We start from the raw sequence: 19,700 nt of genomic DNA on the forward strand, positions 1-19,700 counted from the left end.
TAATCCATCGATAATTCCGTTGGATAAGCCATGTCCGGATTCGACCTGGACCAGTTGCGCACGCTGGTGGCAGTGGTGGAGGCGGGGAGCCTCACGGCGGCGGCGCCCAAGGTCTTCCTGTCGCAGTCGTCCGTCAGTGAACAGATGCGCAAACTGGAAGAGCGGGCGGGGCAGCCGTTGCTGTTGCGCGGCAAGACCGGCGTGATCGCCACCCCGGCGGGTGAACGATTGCTGAGCCACGCGCGGGCAATCCTTGCCCTGAGCGACGAGGCCTATCGGGATCTGCGCGGCGTGGCCTTGCGCGGCCAATTGCGGCTATGCATCACGGACTATTTCCGTCCCGGCGACGTGGCGCGCATGCTGCGCCGGCTCAACGAGCAGTATCCCCAGGTGCGGCTGCACGTCACCATCATGAAGAGCGGCGCGATCGAGACGGCCTACGAACGCGGCGAGATCGACGTCGGTATTTCCATGCGCATCATGGAGCGCGGCGCCGCGCGGGGCAGGGCGCATGGGGCGCTGTTGCGGCGGGAACCCTTGATGTGGATGGCGGCGCAGGATGCCGCCCCGCCGGTCGAGGATGTCCTGCCCTTGCTGGTGTTGCCGGAAACTTGCGCCTTGCGCCAGTATGTGGAGCGCCTGCTGTCACGCCGCGACGTGCCGTATTCGGTGGCGCATGTCGCGTCTGGCGTGGCCGGTTTGCAGTTGGCCGTGGCGGCGGGGCTGGGCGTGGCATGCCTGAATGAATCCGCGATGGCGCCCGGCATGGTCCGCCTGCGCGCGCCCGGCCTGCCAGCTTTGCCGATGGCGGAATTCCGCCTGTTGCCGGCACGGCCGGGCGAAAGCGAGTTCATTGGCCTGGCGCGCGCCGCCATCGTCAAGGCACTGGGCTAGGCGCGAAATCGGCACCGTGATCGCGGCCTTCCCGCGCGCGGCCTGTCAGGCGCGCGGCGCGGCCGCGGCGCCCGGCAGGCGTTGCACAGCGTTCAGCAGCCGCGCGGCAAACTCCTGCGCTGCCCGACTGCGCGATGCTTCCTTGCGCCACAGGATGGCTGCGCGGCGCACGGTGGTAGGGTCGGTGAGGGCGATGCTCTTCAATTCCGAGCCGGCGGCGCCGGCCGCATGCTCGGCGGCGATGGTAGCCAGTTCTCCTTGCCGGCACAGGTGGATCAGGGCGTCCACCGATTCCATTTCTACACGGACTTCCGGCGCCAGCCCCGCCGTGGCGCAGGCCGCGTCTATCATGCGGCGCGTCGCGAAACTGCGCGGCAACAACGCCAGCGGCACGCCAGCCAGGTCGCGCATGCGCAGGCTGCGCCGAGATGCCAGCGGGTGCTGCTTGCCAACCACTACGCGCAGGCGTTCGTCGAACAGGGGCTGTGCCTCGATTTCCTCGCGCATCGCGGGATGGAATGAAATGCCCAGGTCCAGCTGGCCGCTGACCAGCAAATCTTCGATGGGACCGGCCCGCAGATCGCGGACGTGGACCTGGACCTTCGGAAAGGCCAGGCTGAACGAGGCCACCGCGTCCGGCACGAAATGGGTCAGGAAGGTTGGGATGACGCCTATGGTGAGGGACCCGGCCTGCAGCCCAGCCAGGTCCGCGAGGGCCATTTTCCCGGCCTCGATTTCCTGCAGCGCGCGGCTGGCGTGATCCCTCAGGACGCGGCCCGCCTGCGACAGGCGCAACCCTCTGCCTATGCGGTCGAACAAGGGCATGCCCAATTCTTCTTCCAGTTGGCGCAGTCCGTGGGAGAGGGTGGATTGCGTGACGTGCAGCGCGTCGGCCGCACGGGTCAGGTGCTCGGTTTCGGCAACGCTGAGGAAGTAGCGTAGCTGACGCAATTCCATCGGAAACTCCAGGAGTAAAGCCGCGCGGCCCGGCCGGGGCGGTCGATGATTGGCGATTTATCATTCGATGATATCGAACAATTAATGCAATATAAATCATTGGATGCAAAACCGGCCGAGCCCTAATCTTGCCTGCATCATTCATGGCAGGGCTTCAGGCTTTATGACACCCGTTTCAACCCAGGCGCCGGCACGGACGCCGCTTACGCAAAGCGATGCCTCGTGGCGCATCGATCGCATCCACGCGCGGATCGTCGACATTCCGACCATCCGGCCGCACAAGTTTTCCTTCGGCGCCATTAACCGGCAAAGTCCGGTCATCGTGCAGCTCTGGCTCGCCAACGGCGCTTGCGGCTATGGCGAAGCAGCCACTATAGGCGGGCCGTCGTGGAACGAAGAATCGCCCGAGTCCATTCTGCACGCGATCCAGCAATACCTTGCTCCGGCGGTAGCCGGCGCCGACGCCCGCAGGTTCGCCGATCACATCGCCCGCTTCGAGGCGGTCTGCAAAGGCAATACCTTCGCCAAGAGCGCGGTCGAGATGGCGCTGGTGGACGCGGTGGCGCGCAGCCTCGGCGTGCCGGCCTGGCAATTGCTGGGCGGCAAGCGGATCGAGCGTTTGCCGCTCGCCTGGACGCTAGCCAGCGGTGATTCGCAGCGCGACCTGGACGAGGCCGAAAAGATGATGCAGTCGCGCCGCCATCGCTTGTTCAAGCTCAAGATCGGCGCGCGCAGCCCGGCGGATGACGTGGCGCACGTGACCCGCATCGCGCGCGGCCTGGACGGCCGCGCCGATATGACAGTTGACGTCAACCAGGCCTGGGACGGCAACACCGCCCGCCGCTATCTGCCGCAACTGGTGGAGGCGGGGGTGACGTTGATCGAACAGCCGGTGGCCAAATGGGACGTGCAGGCTTTGCGCGAGGCGACGCAGTCGCTGGGCGCTGCCGCGCTGATCATGGCGGACGAAACCGTATGTTCGGCGCAAGACGCATTCATGCTGGCCTCGCAGCGCGCGTGCCACGTGTTTTCCCTGAAAGTGGCCAAGCACGGCGGCCTGCTGCGCACGCGCGAAGTCGCAGCCGTGGCGCAAGCCGCCGGCATCGGCTGGTACGGCGGAACCATGCTGGAGACCTCGCTGGGAAGCGCGGCTTCCGCACACGTGTTTGCCACGCTTTCCGACCAGCACCACGGGTGCGAACTGTTCGGCCCGCAACTGCTGGTCGATGACATCGTCGAGCAACCCATGGCCGTGCGCGACTTCGAACTCCAAATGCCCGACGGCCCAGGCTTCGGTGTCGTCGTGGACGAAAAGCGGCTGGACCGTTTTGACCGCGCCAGGGCAGGCCTGACGCCGACGACGGTCGACTTCGGCCGCAGCGGCGAGCCCGCCGCAACCTGACCCACCATCTTCCCGATCATTCAAAAAATGCAGGAGACGCATCATGGCTGAATACACCCAGCAACAACTACTGGATCTGGTCAACAGCTCCCAAGTCAATCCGGGCGACGAACGAGTGCGGCAGATCACGCAGCGCATTGTGTCGGACCTGTTCCGCGCGATCGATGACCTCGACATCAAACCCGATGAATTCTGGGCTGGCGTGGATTGGCTTGCACGCCTGGGCGCCAGCGGCCAGCTCGGCCTGATCACGGCCGGCCTGGGCTTTGACCGCCTGATCGACATCCGCGAGGAAGAGGCCGACGTGGCCGCTGGCCGCGCCGCCGGCACGCCGCGCGCGATTGAGGGGCCGCTCTACATTGCCGGCGCGCCGCTCTCGGACGGCCAGGCACGCCTGGACGAGGATCCCGCGCAGGGCACCGTGCTGGTCATGGAAGGGCAGGTACGCGACGTGGACGGCAAGCCTGTCGCCGGCGCGCTCGTCGATGTCTGGCATGCCAACGAGCTGGGGCGCTATTCGCACTTCGATCCCGACCAGGAGGACTATCACCTGCGCCGCAAGATCAGGACCGACGCGCAGGGCCGCTATCGCTTCCGCAGCTTCATTCCGCCGGGTTACGCGATTCCGCCGAACAGCCCCACGTCCGAACTGTTCGAGGCCCTGGGCCGCCATGGCAACCGGCCGGCCCATATCCACTTTCTGGTGGCGGCCGAAGGCCTGCGAACCCTGACCACGCAGGTCAACATCCCGGGCGACACCTTCCTGGACGATGACTTCGCCTTCGCCACGCGCGATGGACTGGTGGTCGAACTGCAGCCGGACACGCCGCCCGCCGGCTATGAGAGCCTGGGCGTGGACGCCCCTTTCACACGCGTCTGTTTCGACTTTGTGCTGCAGCCGGCGCTGGACGCCGACGAGGCCCGCCCGCAAGCCCGCATGGACCGCGCCACCGCCTGATTACGCTCTGATCACTGCCTGGGCGGCGCCCGTTCGCGGCGCCGCCATTTTCCCCTGACACCTCATAACAACCCGCAGGCGCGAGGCCGGGTTCGGCCGCGCCATGGAGACAACCATCATGACCGCTACTTCCAGCTGGTCGATTCCGACGCTGATCGATCAGGAGCGACTGGGCGCCTTTCAATGGCGCGTGCTGATCCTGTGCTTTCTTATCGCGCTGTTCGACGGATTCGATACGCAGGCGATCGCCTTCACCGGCCCGGCCATCCTGGCCGCTTTCGATCTGAAGGCAGGCGCGTTGGCACCCATCCTGACCGCCGGTATCGTCGGCATGACGGTGGGTGCCATGACCCTGGGCCTGATCGGCGATCGCATCGGCCGCCGGCCGGCCATCATGCTTGGCCTGGCTCTGTTCGGCCTGTCCACGCTGGCCACGGCCTGGGCCACCGATACGACCCACATCCTCGTGCTGCGCTTCATTGCCGGGCTGGGCATGGGCGGCTGCACGCCCGTGCTGCTGGCGCTGGCGGCCGAGTACGGCCCGGCCCGGCTGCGTGGCGCCATCATGACCGGCGTGTTGTTGGGCCTGCCCGCGGGCGCCATGCTGGGAGGGCTGCTCGCCGCGCGCATGTTGCCCGTCATCGGCTGGGAAGGCATCTTCGTGGTGGGCGGCCTGGCGCCCTTGGTCCTGCTGGCCGTCGCCGCCCTCATGCTGCCCGAGTCCCTGTACTTCAAGGCCACTCGGCGAGACCCGGAAAGCCAGCGCTACATCGCGCGAATACTCTCGACAATATCGCGCCGCAAGCTGGACGCCGACACGCAGTTCACCGTGCCTGAGGAATCCGTCGCCAAGGCCAGCGTCGGCGCGTTGTTCTCCGGCGGGCACGGCGGCAAGACCGTGGCGATCTGGGCGGTGTACCTGTTGAACTGGGTGGCCTGGTTCATGTTGTTGTCCTGGCTGCCCACGGTGCTCAAGGCCGCCGGCCTGCCCGCTGAACAGGCTCCCATGGGCACGGTCATCGTTAATGCCGTCTTCATCATCTGCGCGATTCCGCTGTCCTTCGTGCTGCCGCGCGTCAACACCCGGCGCTTGCTGGGCGGGATGTTCGCGTTGGGCATCGCAGTGGCCGTCGGCTTGAGCTATGCCGGCGACAACTGGACGCTGGTCTTCATCCTGGTCGGCGCCGCGGGGCTGGGCATAGGCGGACAGCAGATCGCGCTGAACTATCTGATCGTGGGCGCGTATCCCACCGCGCTGCGCGCCACGGCGACCGGCTGGGCTATCGGCATGGGACGCGCGGGTGCGATCGCGGGTTCGGCCATCGGTGGCACGTTCCTGGCCTGGGGCGGACCGTCGGGATTCTTCATGGCGCTGGCGGTGCCCCTGGCGGTCGCGGCCCTTGCGGTGCTGAGCCTCAAGCTGGCGCACGCGCGGCCGGACGGCGCGCTTTCGGCGGCGCACTGATTATCTGCAAGGACGATGCAAACATGAATACACAACAACGTTTCAAAGGCCAGGTGGCCCTGGTCACGGGCGCCGCCCAAGGCGTGGGCCGGGCAACGGCGAGACGCCTGGCGGCCGAAGGCGCCCACGTCGTGGTCGTGGACCGGGCAGAGGAGCAGGGCGCTGCGGTGGCCGAGGAAATCCGGGCTGCGGGCGGACAGGCCCGCTTCGTGCAGGCGGATCTGGAAACCCATGAGGGCGCGCAGTCCATGGTGCGGGCAGCGCTGGAAATCAACGGCCGGATCGACGTATCCGTGCATAACGTCGGCGGCACGATCTGGACCCGGCCCTTCTGGGAGTACACGCCCGAGCAGATGCAGCGCGAAGTCAATCGTTCGCTGTGGCCCACGCTGTGGTCCTGCCGCGAAGTCATACCGGTGATGCGGGTCCAAGGCGCGGGCGCCATCGTCAACGTGGGTTCCAATGCTACGCGGGGCATCTACCGCGTGCCATATTCGGCGTCCAAGGGCGGCGTGCATGCCGCCACTGTCTGCATGGCGTTGGAGCTTGCGAAATCCGGCGTGCGCGTCAACTGCGTGTCGCCCGGCGCGCTGGACAATGGCGTGCGCGCGATCCCGCGCAATCATGAGACGCCGTCCGAGCAGGAGACCGCATGGGTGGGCGAGATGTACGCGTCGTGCCTGCGGGACACGCCGCAGGACCGACTGGGCCAGGCCGAGGAAGTCGCCGCGGCGATCTGCTTCATGGCCGCGCCTGAGGCCTCCTACATCACCGGACAGATCATGTACGTGGCTGGAGGGGATATCGGCTGAGCAGGCGCGCGGCCGTTTCGAACCGACCGGTGCAGGCTCAGCCGGCCTGGCGGTTCGCGGCCAGCCAATCCAGGAAATCACGGCCCGGACCCTGTTCACGCGCGATTGCACCGATGGGTTGGAACGAGCCCGGCGATTCGATGGGCACTCGCTGGAAATGGCCATGCTGCACATACCAGTTGGCCAGGGTTTGCGGCACCATCGCCAGCGCTTCCTGGGCCTGCATGATGGCGATGAGCAAGGGCATGGGCGGGGCGGCGCTGCTCAGCCTGCATAGCCGGGGCAGTACGCCGGCGCGTTCGAAAAAGGCCTTGAACACCGCATGGATCGCCAGTTCCGGACGCGGCTCGATCCAGAGCTGGGAGGTGACTTGCGCCAGCGTAGGCGTGCCGCCGGGATCCAGCAGCGGGTGGCCCGCGGCGGCTACGATCACCGCCCTGTCTTCCTGCAACGCCACGAATTCCAGGCCCGCCGGGACCGCCTCCGGACGCCGGCATAGCAGCATGTCCAGGCTGCCACCGGCCGCCTGAGGCAGCAGTTGTTCCCGGCTTCCTTCCACGATCTCCACCTGCAAGCCCGGGCGCGCCTTCATGTAGGCGGGCAGGCGTTCGGCCAGCAGCCCCCCGGTGGCGGCCGGGATGGCGCCCAGGCGCAGGCTGCCGGTAGCGCCCTGGCGCAGCGCCGCAACCGTATCGGTGGACGCGCGCAGTGTCGTCAGCATGCTCCGGGCGCACTCCGCCATGAGCTGGCCGCTACGCGTGGTGCGCATGCCGCGGGCGTGGCGTTCGAACAGCCGGACCTCCAGCAGATCCTCGATATCGGCCAGCGCGTGAGTCGCCGCAGGCTGGCTCAGGCCGATATGGCTGGCCGCCTGTTGGATGCTGCCCAGGTCCGCAATGCTGGCCAGCAATTGCAAGTGGCGCAGGCGGCCCTTGGCCAGCAGGCGCGACAACAGGGTGGCGGGGGCGACGTCCATGGCACGGGAAAAATAGCTATTCAAAACGCGAATATATCCACGCATTAATATATTTGAAATAAGGATATGCCCTGGCCACAATGCAGCGATCCCGTTCATCGCTTCCGTTCCCAGGAGTGGCTGGTCCATGAAGTCCCGTTTGCTGCATGCCCTTGTTTGCGCCGTAACTTTGAGCGTTTCGTCCTTGGCCGCCGCCCAGGGCAACTATCCTTCCCAGCCCGTGCGGCTCATCGTGCCATTTGCGCCCGGCGGCTCCACGGACGCCCTGGCCCGCGCGGTGGCAGAGGGCCTGCGCAAGGAGCTGGGCCAGAGCGTGGTGGTGGAGAATCGCGCTGGCGCGGGGGGGCTGCTCGGTACCGAGGCGGTAGCTCGGGCCGAGCCGGACGGCTATACGCTGGGCATGGCCACGGTCAGCACCATGGCGGTCAATCCCCTGCTGTACGGCACCAAGCGCGTCGATCCGCAGACGCAGTTGGCGCCCGTGGCATCCGTCGCCACGGTGCCGGTCGTATGGATGGTGAATCCGGCGTTTCCCGCGCAGGACTTCGCGCAATTCCTGGCGGAACTGCGCGCCCATCCCGGAAAGTACTCCTACGGCTCGCCCGGCGTGGGGTCGCTCGGCCATTTGAACCTGGCGGCCATGAACGCCGACCTGAAGGTCGATGTGTTGCACGTGCCGTACCGCGGCATGGGGCCGGCGCTGACTGCCGCCGTGGGCGGCGAAGTGCAGGTGCAGCAGGACCAGTACGCATCGGCGCAATCGCTGGTCAAGGCCGGCAAGCTCCGTGCCATCGCGGTGTCCGCGCCAGCCCGGCTGCCCGACATGCCGGAACTTCCGACCATGACGGAACTAGGGTATCCGCAGCTCAACGCGCTGGGCCAGACCTGGTTCGGCCTGGTCGCGCCCGCGGGAACACCGGAGGCCGTGGTGCAGCGCCTGAACCAGGCCGCCGTGCGCGCACTGGCCGATCCGGCCCTGGTGCAGCGCCTGGCCGGCATGGGCGCGCAGCCGGACGCGGGCACGCCCCAGGCGTTCGCCGACCGCATCGCGCAGACGCTGGCCGCCAATCGCAAAATCATTGAAACTGCCGGCATCAAGCTCGACGAGTGACCTGACCGGTTTTTTCCCCGCCACACCAGCCACAGGAGAAACAATGGGTGCCATCGACAAACTTGCGCCGTTCATCGACGCGCGCAGCGAGCGCTACGCGGAACTGAGCGACCGCATCTGGAGCCTGGCCGAACTGCGCTACGACGAACACAAGTCCGCCGAGTTGCACATCGCGATGCTGGAGGAAGCCGGTTTTCGCGTCACGCGCGATGCCGCTGGCATTCCCACCGCTTTCGTGGCCGAGGCCGGCAACGGCGGACCCGTGATCGGCATCCTGGGCGAGTACGACGCGCTGTCCGGCCTGAGCCAGGAAAGCGGTGCGTACGCCTGCCAGCCGTCACCGGAAACGCCGAACGGCAATGGCCATGGCTGCGGCCATCATCTGCTGGGCACGGCTGCGCATTTCGCCGCGGTGGCGGTGAAGGAGTTCCTCGAGGCCAACGGCCTGCCCGGCACCATCCGCTTCTACGGCTGTCCCGCGGAAGAGGGGGGCTCGGGCAAGACTTTCATGGCGCGTGCAGGGCTGTTCGACGATCTGGACGCGGCGCTGACCTGGCACCCGGCATCGCACACGGGGATCTTCTATCAGTCCTCGCTGGCCAACATCCAGGCCTATTTCCGCTTCCGCGGCGTGGCCGCGCATGCCGCCAATTCGCCGCATCTGGGCCGCAGCGCGCTGGACGCGGTGGAACTGATGAACGTGGGGGTTAACTATCTGCGCGAACACATGGTGCCGGATGCGCGCGTGCACTATGCGGTGACCAATAGCGGCGGCATTTCACCCAACGTCGTGCAGGCGCGGGCCGAGGTGTTGTATCTGGTGCGCGCACCCATCAATTCGCAAGCCGCGGAACTGTACGAGCGCGTGCAGAACGTGGCGCGCGGCGCCGCGCTGATGACGGGCTGCGAACTGGAAATCGTATTCGACAAGGCGTGCTCGAACTACATTCCCAATGGCGTACTCAACCAGATCATGTACGACAACATGCTGGCGTTGCAGGGGCCGCAGTACACCACTGGCGAACAGCAGGCCGCGCGCCGCATGTGGGACGCGATTTCCGCGGACGATATCGACAACGCCGGGAAGAACCTCGGTGCGGTATTGCGTAATCCGACGCCGCTGTTCACCGGCGTGGCGCCTTACGAACCAGGCAAGACCGAGATCACCTACGGTTCCACCGACGTGGGCGACGTGAGCTGGGTCGCGCCCACCGCGCAATGCTGGGGCGCCTGCTATGCCTACGGCACGCCGTTCCATTCCTGGCAGATGGTGGCGCAGGGCAAGATGTCCATGGCGCACAAGGGCATGGTGCACGCGGCCAAGATCATCGCGGCGACCGCCGCGGACCTGTATACGCAGCCCGAGGCGCTGGCCCGCGCCAAGGCGGAACTGACGGAAACGCGCCGCGGGCAGCCGTATGTCTGCCCGATTCCGGCGGACGTGCTGCCTTCGTTCATGCGCCGGTAGGCGTGGGAGAGGGCGGCGCAAGGCCGCCCCGGTTGACATCAAGCGGGCAGGGATGGCGCGTATTGCGCGTCCGAATGCACCTTGGCGTGGAATTCCACGACCTTGCGCACCACCTTGACGGGATCGTCTTCAATGATGAAGAGGTCCAGGTCGTGCGCGCCTATCATGCCGTTGGCCAGTACCTGGCCTCCCAGCCACTCGACCAGGCCGGACCAGTACTCGCTGCCCACCAGCACGATGGGGGCGGGTGGAACCTTGCCCGTCTGGATGAGCGTCAGCGCTTCGAAGAGCTCATCCAGGGTGCCGAAACCGCCAGGCATCGCCACATAGGCGAAGCTGTGCATGAAGAAGGTTGCCTTGCGCGAGAAAAAATACTCGAATGACAGGCTGATGGTCTGGTATTCGTTGTTGTGCGCTTCATGCGGGAGACTGATGTTCAGCCCGATGCTGGTGCCCCCTGCCTCGAATGCGCCCTTATTGGCTGCCTCCATGATGCCGGGACCGCCGCCGGCGATTACCGCGAAACCCGCATCGGCCAGGGCGGCGGAGATTGCGACGGTGGCTTCATAGTGAGGGGAATTACGGCTGACTCGCGCACTGCCGAAGACGCTGACAGCAGGCCCGATGTTCGCGAGCTTGTCTGCCGCCGTCCGTATCTCTGACATAATCAGCGGAATTTGTTTGTTGGCGGGTGTTTCCGCAGCTATTGCCATATCTGCCTTTGTAACCATGAAAAAAACCTTATTACTGGTCGACGGTTCAAGTTACTTGTACCGCGCTTTCCACGCTATGCCTGATTTGCGCAACGCGCAAGGCGAACCCACGGGGGCGCTCTACGGCGTGGTGAATATGCTGCGCAAACTTGTCTCTGATCATAAGGCAGAGTATGCCGCATGTATTTTCGATGCTCGCGGCAAGACCTTCCGGGACGATATCTACCCGGAATACAAGTCCCACCGCCCCCCCATGCCGGAAGACCTGGCGGCGCAGATCGAGCCCATCCATCGCGCCGTGCGCGCGCTTGGCTGGCCGGTGCTGGCCATAGAAGGCGTCGAGGCCGATGACGTGATCGGTACCCTGGCCAAGCGCGCGGCCGAGCATGACGTGCACACCATCGTGTCCACCGGCGACAAGGATCTGGCGCAACTGGTCAACAGCCACGTCACCCTGGTCAACACCATGACGGGCGAAGTGCTGGACGAGGCCGGCGTGGTCAACAAGTTCGGCGTTCCGCCGGACCGCATCGTGGATTACCTGATGTTGGTCGGGGACGCCGTGGACAATGTGCCCGGGGTAACCAAGGTGGGCCCGAAGACCGCGGTCAAGTGGCTTACGGAATTTGGCTCGATTGACAAGCTGGTGGAAGGCGCGGACAGCATCAAGGGCGTGGCGGGCAGCAACCTGCGCGAGGCCATTCCGAATTTCCCGATGACCCGCCAATTGCTGACCGTGAAGTACGACTGTGACCTGGCAGGCCACGTCGACGGTGTCGCCGATCTCACGCCACGTGAACGCGACGTTGCCACGCTGACCGAACTCTATGAGCGTTACGGCTTTCGTACCTGGCTGCGCGATTTGACCGGTGATGCCGAGCGCGTGCCCACGGGCGACGCGCGCGTCGCGCACGAGGCGCCGGCCGCGCCCACGGAGCTGGACTACCAGATCATTTCCGATTGGGCCGCGTTTGACGCCTGGATGGAAAAACTGAAGGACGCGCCGCTTGTTGCGGTGGACACCGAGACCACCTCGCTGGATGAAATGCAAGCCAGGATGGTGGGCATGTCGCTGGCGGTATCGCCAGGCGTGGCATGCTACATCCCGGTGGCGCATCGCGGCCCCGACAACGCGCCGCAACTGCCCAAGGCCGAGGTTCTGGCGCGCCTGAAGCCCTGGCTCGAGGACGCCTCGCGAGCCAAGCTGCTGCATCATGCCAAGTACGACGCGCACGTGTTCGCCAACGAAGGGATCAAGCTGGCCGGCATCACCGAAGACACGATGCTGCAGGCCTATGTGCTGGAATCGCATCGCGGCGTGGGCCTGAATGACCTGGCCCAGCGCTATCTGGGCCGCAGCGGCGTGTCCTACGAGGACCTCTGCGGCAAGGGGGCCAAGCAGATCGGCTTTGATGAAGTCGCGGTGGACAAGGCCGGCCACTATGCCGCTGAAGACTCGGACTTCACCTTGCAGCTGCATCAGGTGCTGCGCCCGATGGTGGCGGCCGACGAAGGCCTGAACCGCATCTATCTGCTGGAAATGCAGGTATCCACCGTGCTGACCACGATCGAGCGCAATGGCGTCAAGGTGGATGCGGCCGAGCTGGGACGCCAGAGCCACAAGCTGGGCCAGGAAATGCTGCAGCTCGAACAAAAGGCCTATGAGTTGGCCGGCCAGCCGTTCAACCTGAATTCGCCCAAGCAGTTGGGCGAGATCCTGTTTGGCCGCATGCAGCTGCCGGTGGTGCGCAAGACGGCCAGCGGCGCGCCGTCCACCGACGAAGAAGTGCTGAGCAAGCTGGCGCAGGATTACCCATTGCCGCAGGTCCTCTTGGAATACCGCGGGCTGTCCAAGCTGAAGTCGACTTACACCGACAAGCTGCCGCGCATGATCAATCCGGACACGGGCCGAGTGCACACGCACTATTCGCAGGCGGCGGTGATCACCGGTCGTCTGGCATCGTCCGATCCCAATCTGCAAAACATTCCGGTGCGCACCGAAGCCGGCAGGCGGGTGCGCGAGGCCTTCATCGCCGAGCAGGGCATGCTGATGTCGGCGGACTATTCCCAGATTGAACTGCGCATCATGGCGCACGTGTCGGACGACGCCAATCTGCAGCGCGCCTTTGCCGCCGGCGAGGACATTCACCGCGCCACGGCCTCGGAAGTGTTCGGCGTTGCGCTGGCCGATGTCTCCACCGAACAGCGCCGCGCCGCCAAGGCCATCAACTTCGGCCTCATCTACGGCATGGGCGTGTTCGGGCTGGCATCGAACCTGGGCATCACGCGCGACGCCGCGCAGGCCTACATCGACCGTTACTTCGCCCGCTATCCCGGCGTGGCGATGTACATGGAGGACACCCGCCGCCGCGCGCGCGAACAGGGATACGTGGAAACCGTCTTCGGACGCCGGTTGCAATTGCCCGAGATCCGCGGCGCATCCGGTCCGCGCCGCCAGGCAGCCGAGCGCGCGGCCATCAATGCGCCCATGCAGGGCACGGCGGCCGACCTGATCAAGATGGCCATGGTGGCGGTGCAGGACTGGCTGGAAGCCGAAAACCTGCAGACGCGCATGATCATGCAGGTGCACGATGAACTGGTGCTCGAGGCGCCGGACTCCGAACTGGAACTGGTCAAGGAAGCGCTGCCGCGCCTGATGTGCAATGTCGCCACGCTGCGCGTACCGCTGGTGGCCGAAGTGGGCATGGGCAAGAACTGGGAGCAGGCTCACTAGGCACGGGGGCCTGCCGTACAGAGGGATGGGCCGCCGCGTGCGGCCCATTTCCGTTTTTGGTATTGCAACAATATAATGTTGCGCTTCCCCGCCTTAAACACGTCCCCCAAATGTTGCTGCTCTGGGTTTTGCTCGCCACCGTCACCGGCGGGCTTATCGCCGTACTTGTCGCCAGCTGGCTGGCCTACAAGGTCTTCGCGCAATATCTGCACCACATGGTCAGCCTGTCGGTGGGCGTACTGCTGTCCGTCGCCCTGCTGCATCTGCTGCCCGAGGCGTTCGAGACCGGCGTGGCCGATGCCCACGTGCTTTTCGGCTTGATGCTGGCGTCGCTGATCGGTTTTTTCGTGCTGGAGAAAATTGCGCTGCTGCGGCACAGCCATCATCACGAAGGCGATGGCCATCACCATCACAAGGGACATGACCGCCATGAGGCGGGCCGGGGCGGCGTGCTGATCCTGATAGGCAGCTCGCTGCACAACCTGTGCGACGGCGTGCTGGTGGCTGCGGCTTTCCTGACCGATCCGCTGCTGGGCGTATTGACTGCGGCGTCCATCATCATCCACGAAGTGCCGCACAAGCTGGGCGACTTCGTGGTGCTGCTCAATGCAGGCCTGGCGCGGCGCCGCGCGTTCTCCCTGATTCTCTTCACCAGCTTGTGTTCAGCCGTGGGCGGCATAATAGGGTACTTTGTGCTGCAGCAGGCGCAGCAATGGGTGCCGTATGTGCTGGTGGTTGCGGCAAGCAGCTTCCTGTATATCTCGGTGGCCGACCTGATGCCGCAGATGCACGAACGGGTATCCCTGGCCGACGCCGTCCCGCAGTTGCTGCTGGTCGGCGTGGGCGTGGTGCTGATCTACAGCGTCACCACGGTGATGCACCATGGGCATGACCATGGGGCCGAAGTTGGCCATGGCGCGCCGCAAGTGGAGCATACGCACCGGCATTGAGACCGGCCGGGGCCATGCAGGCGCTGGTGGGATATCCGGCTTGGTTGATCATCCCTACACAGGAGTTCTTCATGAGTTTTTCCGCCGCAGCCGGCAATGTCGCGCCCACCGTGATCCACACGGACACCCGGGGCCTGGTCCACGGGGATTTCAAACTGCCCGTGGCCGATGGTTCGATCGATGCCTATTACGCCGCGCCCGAAGGAAAGGGCGACCTGCCCATCGTGCTGGTGGTCCAGGAAATCTTCGGCGTGCACGAGCACATCAAGGATCTGTGCCGCCGGGTCGCCAAGGCGGGCTATCTCGCCGTGGCCGCCAATCTCTATGAACGCCAGGGCGATGCTTCTGTCTATACCGACATCCCGAAACTTATCGCCGAACTGGTCAGCAAGGTGCCGGATGAACAGGTCTATGCCGACCTCGATGCCAGCGTCGCCTGGGCTGCCGCGCACGGCGGCGATCCCAAGCGGGTGGCGGTGACGGGTTTCTGCTGGGGCGGCCGCCTGACCTGGATGTACGCCGCGCACAATCCCGACGTCAAGGCGGCCGTGGCCTGGTACGGCAAATTGAGCGTGGGCCACGGGCCGCTGATCAAGCGCTTCGCCTTCGACGTGGTCAATGCGTTGCATGCGCCGGTGCTGGGCCTGTATGGCGGCAAGGACGCCAGCATTCCTTTGGCCGACGTCGAGACCATGAAAGCCAAGTTGGCCGCCGGCAACGACAACGCGCGGCGTTCGGAAATCGTGGTGTATCCCGAAGCCGACCACGCCTTCCTGGCGGACTATCGCGCCAGCTACAAGGCCGAGGCCGCGCAGGATGGCTGGAAGCGCATGCTGGAGTGGTTCAAGCGTTATTTGTAGGATCCGGGGCGCAGCGAAAGCTGCCCGGGAGCGCGGTGAAAAAAGCCGACCACATAAGGTCGGCTTTTTCGTTCTGCTCAGTTCCCCGCTTCACGCAAGCGGCTGGGCAGCAGTTCGCCGTGCCGCGCCAGCAGGGGGTAGGCCGCTGCGCCGACCAGATGGGAATTGATGCCCTTCATGTCGCGCAGGATGTCCAGGTAGAGCGCGCCCACCTCGGCGGCGTCGACTTCGCCGCCCTTGATTTTCTGCAAGTGCGTGTCCGCGGCATTGGTTTCGATCGAGCGGAAGCGGGCCTTTTCACCCGCCAGCGCGCGGGCCTGGCGCAGGTCGTCGTTGACGAACAGGGCCGCGGCCGTGCGCTGGTTCGCGATCAGTTGGCCCAGCGTGTCGTCCAGGCTGGCACGCTGCTCGGGCGAGAAGACCCAGCCCTGCTTGCGCAGCTTGGCCACGTGGCTGAGCAGGCCGTGGTGGGCAATGTCGCCGGCATGGCCGATATTGCTGGTGAAGGCCAGGATGTCGTCCAGGCGCTGCACGTCTTCACGGGTCATGTTCTCCTGGTCCAGCGTGGCCAGGTAGGTCGTGATGGCGTTCTCCAGTTTGTCCAGCGCGACGTCGAGCTGCCGCGCCTGCACCATGCGGTGGCGGTTGTCGCGCTTGAAGCCGGCGCGGGCATAGAGCAGCAGCGTCTGCAGCATGTCGGCCATGCGCAATGCTTCGCGTGCGGCGTTGCCCAGGGCCACGGCGGGCACGTCGTGGGCCCACTCGTCCAGGTACTGGGGGCGCGACGGGTCGTTCGGGTCGGCGCGCTTGGGCAGCCAGCGTGTCAGCAGGGCGGCATAGGGTGTCAGCAGCGGCAGGAACACCAGCGCGATGACCGCGTTGAACAGCGTGTGGAAATTGGCCACGGCGCGGGCCGGGTCCGCCGCCAGTTCGCTCATCATCGGCTGCAGATAGGGCAGCAGCATCAGGCCGGCCAGCACGCCCAGCACGCGGGTCAGGAGGTTGCCCAGCGGCAAGCGGCGGGCAGCGGGGTCATCGCCGGTTACGCCTTCGATCATGGGATTGATGGCGGTGCCCAGGTTGGCCCCCAGTACCAGGGCAAAAGCAACATGCGGGGCCACCATGTGATGGCTTGCCAGCGACATGACCAGCACCACTACGGCCACGCTGGAGTGCGCGGCCCAGGTGAAGGCGGCCGCCAGCAGCACGGTGGCCACCGGCTGGGTCGCCAGCGCGTCCAGGATCATGCCCAGCATGGGCGCGGTCTGGAAGGGCTGGAACAACTCGACCAGCTGATGCAGGGACAGCAGCAGCAGCCCCAGGCCGATGAAGACGCGGCCCAGGTCGCGCGTGCGGCCCGGCGGATAGCGGCGGAACATCCAGACCCCCACGAGGATCAGGATGGGGGCGAGCGAGGTCAAGTCGAAAGACAGCAGCTGGACGATGAGCGTGGTGCCGACATTGGCGCCCAGCATGGCGGCCAGGGCCGGCGCCAGCCCGACGACGCCACCCGCCGCGAAACCGGTGATCATCAGGCCCGTGGCGGTGCTGCTCTGCAGCGCGGCAGTAATGCCCAGCCCTGCGGCGAAGGCCCGCAGCCGGGTGCCCAGGGCCTTGCCCAATGCCGCGCCCAGCGCGGCCCCAAAGGCGCGTTGCACGCCTGTCTGGACCATGTGCACGCCCCACAGGAGCAGGGCGACGTAGCCGGCGAAGTCAAGCAGGGTAATAAGTCCGGACATCCTGGCGTGTTTCCATTCTTTTTATGACAAGAAATAATTCTGTAATGATCGCATGCGCGGCACGGGCGGGGGAACCTGTCCCTTCAATACAGCATACGCCTTACGCAACAGGAGGCTAGCTGCGCGCGGGCTGGCCTGCGCGTATCATTGCCCCATCAATCGCTGATGTACTGGAGTTTTGCGTGGCCGTTTCCGTTTTCGACCTGTTCAAGATAGGCATAGGTCCGTCTAGCTCCCATACGGTGGGGCCCATGCGGGCTGCCCTGTTGTTCGCGCAAGGCCTGGAGCGTGACGGACTCATGCCCAATGTGGCCTCCGTGCGCGCCGAACTCTACGGATCGCTGGGCGCCACGGGCAAGGGCCACGGCACCGACAAGGGAGTGTTGCTGGGTTTGATGGGCGAAGCGCCCGACACCGTGGATCCCGCCGCCATTGCCGGCATGATCGCGTCGGTGCGCGCCAGCCGCCAATTGCCGCTGCTGGGGCGCTATCCGGTTCCTTTCGTGGAAAAGGAACACCTGATGTTCTACCGCCGCGAAGCCATGGCGGAGCATCCTAACGGCATGAAGTTTCATGCTTTTGACGCCGACGGGGCATCGCTGCGCGAAGCCCGCTATCTGTCGGTGGGCGGCGGTTTCGTGGTGACGGCTGGCGCCTCCAACAGCCAGGTCATCGCAGCGCACGATCAGCTGCCGTATCCGTTCCGCATGGGCCGCGAGCTGATGGCCATGTGCAGCGAAAGCGGCCTGTCGGTGGCGCAGTTGATGATGAAGAATGAATTGACCTGGCGCGACGAGGCCGAGGTACACGCCGGGCTGGACCGCATCTGGCAAGTCATGCAGGACTGCGTGTCGCGCGGTTGCGGCATCAATTACCCCGAAGCCGACGGCGAACTGCCCGGCCCGTTGCGCGTGCGCCGCCGCGCTCCCGAGCTGTACCGCAACCTGACCCAGCGGGCCGAACGCACCTTGTCCGATCCCTTGTCCGTCATGGACTGGGTCAATCTGTACGCCATGGCGGTCAACGAAGAAAATGCAGCGGGCGGCCGCGTGGTGACGGCGCCGACCAACGGCGCCGCCGGCATTATCCCGGCCGTGCTGCACTACTACGACCGTTTCGTGCCCGGCTCCAATCGCGACGGGGTGCGTGATTTCCTGCTGACCGCGGCCGCCGTGGGGCTGCTGTACAAGTACAACGCCTCATTGTCGGGCGCCGAAGTCGGCTGCCAAGGCGAGGTCGGCGTGGCCTGCTCGATGGCGGCGGGCGGCCTGGCGGCGGCCTTGGGCGGCACGGTCGAACAGGTCGAGAACGCGGCAGAAATCGGGATGGAGCACAATCTGGGCCTGACCTGCGACCCGGTGGGCGGGCTGGTCCAGATTCCCTGTATCGAGCGCAATGCGATGGCCTCGATCAAGGCCGTCAACGCCGCGCGGATGGCGCTGCGGGGCGATGGCCAGCACTACGTGTCGCTGGACTCCGTCATCAAGACCATGCGCGAAACCGGCGCCGACATGAAGACCAAGTACAAGGAAACCGCGCGCGGCGGCCTGGCGGTGAACATCGTCGAGTGCTGAAGGGCGCGGCTGTCTTTGCGGAGGGCGTCCAGGCAACCGGCCGCCCTGCCGCGGGCCTGGCTGGTTAGATCACGCGCGCATTCTGCAGCGCGGCGATACGGGCCGGAATCGGCGGGTGCGAGGCGAACATGGCGGCCAGGCCGCCCTTGCCGGTGATGCCCGAGGCTTCGAAGGACTTGGGCAGTTCGCCCGGCTCCAGGCCGCCCAGGCGGGCCAATGCGCGGATCATGGGTTCGCGGGCGCCCATCAGGTGGGCCGAGCCGGCGTCGGCGCGGTATTCGCGCTGGCGCGAGAACCAGGCCACGATGATCGAGGCCAGGACGCCGAAGATGATTTCACAGACCAGCACGGTGATGTAGTAGCCCGGGCCGATGCCGCGTTCGTTCTTGAACACGGCGCGGTCGATGAAGTAGCCGACCACGCGCGCGAGGAACACCACAAAGGTGTTCACCACGCCCTGGATCAGGGTCAGCGTGACCATGTCGCCATTGGCGATGTGGGCGACTTCGTGGGCCAGCACGGCGGCGACTTCTTCTTCGCTCATGCTTTCCAGCAGGCCGGTCGACACGGCGACGAGGGAGTCGTTCTTGAATGCGCCGGTGGCAAATGCGTTGGGGGCGCCTTCATAGATGGCGACCTCCGGGCGGCCGATGCCGGCGCGGTCAGCCAACTGGTGCACGGTGTCGACCAGCCAGGCTTCGCGTTGGTTGCGGGGCGAGTTCGGGTCCAGAACCTGGGCGCCGGTGCTCCATTTGGCCATGGGCTTGCTGATCAAGAGCGAGATGATCGCGCCCGTGAAACCCACCACCGCCGAAAAAATCAGCAAGGCATTCAGGTTCAGGCCATTGGCGGTGATATAGCGGTCCACGCCCAGGATGCGCAGCGTGGCCGACAGCACGAGCATGACGGCCAGGTTGGTCAGGACGAACAAGACAATGCGTTTCATGTTTTTTGTGTTCCTCTGCGAGCAGGATATGCCGGGATTCGACATCGCGGCGGCCCGCCAGTTCCCCGACTCGCCGGCGCCGCTTCCGGTGACGGAGAGTATAGTATCGCTTTCCCTTATTCCTCCTCACTTTTCCCTTAG

General features: G+C 65.6%; 16 protein-coding genes. 11 read left to right on the forward strand and 5 right to left on the reverse strand.

Going from position 1 to position 19,700, the window contains the following annotated elements:
- Positions 1-30 precede the first annotated feature (30 nt).
- Positions 31-894 (forward strand): LysR family transcriptional regulator, encoded by an 864-nt coding sequence (locus VCS63_RS11165; RefSeq protein WP_149064969.1) that lies wholly within the window; start codon positions 31-33, stop codon positions 892-894.
- 45 nt (positions 895-939) lie between these two features.
- On the opposite strand, the gene cynR is transcribed toward VCS63_RS11165, so the two are convergent.
- Positions 940-1,851 carry a transcriptional regulator CynR gene (gene cynR, locus VCS63_RS11170; protein ID WP_112966405.1) on the reverse strand — a complete coding sequence of 304 codons (912 nt, stop codon included), beginning with the start codon at positions 1,849-1,851 and terminating at the stop codon, positions 940-942.
- Positions 1,852-2,014: 163 nt separating this feature from the next.
- On the opposite strand from cynR, the gene VCS63_RS11175 reads away from it, so the two are divergent.
- The 4 genes from VCS63_RS11175 (at position 2,015) to VCS63_RS11190 (ending at position 6,488) form a co-directional block, all read left to right on the forward strand.
- The gene (locus VCS63_RS11175) at positions 2,015-3,253 is read left to right on the forward strand and encodes a muconate cycloisomerase family protein (RefSeq protein WP_323879744.1); all 1,239 of its coding nucleotides are present in this window, start codon (positions 2,015-2,017) and stop codon (positions 3,251-3,253) included.
- A 43-nt stretch (positions 3,254-3,296) separates the two neighbouring features.
- The gene (locus VCS63_RS11180) at positions 3,297-4,211 is read left to right on the forward strand and encodes a dioxygenase (protein ID WP_063961833.1); all 915 of its coding nucleotides are present in this window, start codon (positions 3,297-3,299) and stop codon (positions 4,209-4,211) included.
- A 118-nt stretch (positions 4,212-4,329) separates the two neighbouring features.
- The gene (locus tag VCS63_RS11185; protein ID WP_088607562.1) at positions 4,330-5,676 is read left to right on the forward strand and encodes an MFS transporter; all 1,347 of its coding nucleotides are present in this window, start codon (positions 4,330-4,332) and stop codon (positions 5,674-5,676) included.
- Between the two features lie 23 nt (positions 5,677-5,699).
- Positions 5,700-6,488: a 1,6-dihydroxycyclohexa-2,4-diene-1-carboxylate dehydrogenase gene (locus VCS63_RS11190; RefSeq protein WP_063961834.1), complete on the forward strand. Its 789-nt coding sequence runs from the start codon at positions 5,700-5,702 to the stop codon at positions 6,486-6,488.
- A gap of 37 nt (positions 6,489-6,525) precedes the next feature.
- On the opposite strand, the gene VCS63_RS11195 is transcribed toward VCS63_RS11190, so the two are convergent.
- A complete protein-coding gene (locus VCS63_RS11195; RefSeq protein ID WP_232033754.1) occupies positions 6,526-7,488 on the reverse strand; it encodes a LysR family transcriptional regulator in 963 nt (320 codons plus the stop codon).
- 103 nt (positions 7,489-7,591) lie between these two features.
- On the opposite strand from VCS63_RS11195, the gene VCS63_RS11200 reads away from it, so the two are divergent.
- Positions 7,592-8,575, forward strand: a complete 984-nt coding sequence (locus tag VCS63_RS11200; protein WP_301876747.1) for a Bug family tripartite tricarboxylate transporter substrate binding protein — start codon at positions 7,592-7,594, stop codon at positions 8,573-8,575.
- A gap of 43 nt (positions 8,576-8,618) precedes the next feature.
- Positions 8,619-10,043: a M20 family metallopeptidase gene (locus VCS63_RS11205; RefSeq protein ID WP_323879749.1), complete on the forward strand. Its 1,425-nt coding sequence runs from the start codon at positions 8,619-8,621 to the stop codon at positions 10,041-10,043.
- Positions 10,044-10,081: 38 nt separating this feature from the next.
- On the opposite strand, the gene VCS63_RS11210 is transcribed toward VCS63_RS11205, so the two are convergent.
- Positions 10,082-10,708 carry a TIGR00730 family Rossman fold protein gene (locus VCS63_RS11210; protein ID WP_323879751.1) on the reverse strand — a complete coding sequence of 209 codons (627 nt, stop codon included), beginning with the start codon at positions 10,706-10,708 and terminating at the stop codon, positions 10,082-10,084.
- A gap of 64 nt (positions 10,709-10,772) precedes the next feature.
- On the opposite strand from VCS63_RS11210, the gene polA reads away from it, so the two are divergent.
- From polA to VCS63_RS11225, 3 genes are all read left to right on the forward strand, one after another.
- Entirely contained in the window at positions 10,773-13,490 is a 2,718-nt protein-coding gene (gene polA / locus VCS63_RS11215; protein WP_063961838.1) for a DNA polymerase I, read from the forward strand.
- A 110-nt stretch (positions 13,491-13,600) separates the two neighbouring features.
- On the forward strand, positions 13,601-14,440 hold the full coding sequence (locus VCS63_RS11220) for a ZIP family metal transporter (protein WP_042792596.1): 840 nt from the start codon (positions 13,601-13,603) through the stop codon (positions 14,438-14,440).
- 71 nt (positions 14,441-14,511) lie between these two features.
- Entirely contained in the window at positions 14,512-15,300 is a 789-nt protein-coding gene (locus tag VCS63_RS11225; RefSeq protein WP_076817929.1) for a dienelactone hydrolase family protein, read from the forward strand.
- A 77-nt stretch (positions 15,301-15,377) separates the two neighbouring features.
- Here VCS63_RS11225 and VCS63_RS11230 read toward each other — a convergent pair whose 3' ends face one another.
- Entirely contained in the window at positions 15,378-17,039 is a 1,662-nt protein-coding gene (locus VCS63_RS11230; RefSeq protein ID WP_042792597.1) for a Na/Pi cotransporter family protein, read from the reverse strand.
- A gap of 182 nt (positions 17,040-17,221) precedes the next feature.
- Between VCS63_RS11230 and VCS63_RS11235 the strand changes: the two genes are divergently transcribed.
- Positions 17,222-18,613, forward strand: a complete 1,392-nt coding sequence (locus tag VCS63_RS11235; RefSeq protein ID WP_175199205.1) for an L-serine ammonia-lyase — start codon at positions 17,222-17,224, stop codon at positions 18,611-18,613.
- A 64-nt stretch (positions 18,614-18,677) separates the two neighbouring features.
- Here the strand turns inward: VCS63_RS11235 and htpX are convergent, their stop codons facing one another.
- Positions 18,678-19,559 (reverse strand): protease HtpX, encoded by an 882-nt coding sequence (gene htpX, locus VCS63_RS11240; RefSeq protein ID WP_042792599.1) that lies wholly within the window; start codon positions 19,557-19,559, stop codon positions 18,678-18,680.
- Positions 19,560-19,700: the final 141 nt, after the last annotated feature.

Origin of the sequence: Achromobacter sp. D10 (assembly GCF_035282245.1) — a bacterium.
In the GTDB taxonomy this organism is placed as follows: Bacteria; Pseudomonadota; Gammaproteobacteria; order Burkholderiales; family Burkholderiaceae_B; genus Achromobacter; species Achromobacter insolitus.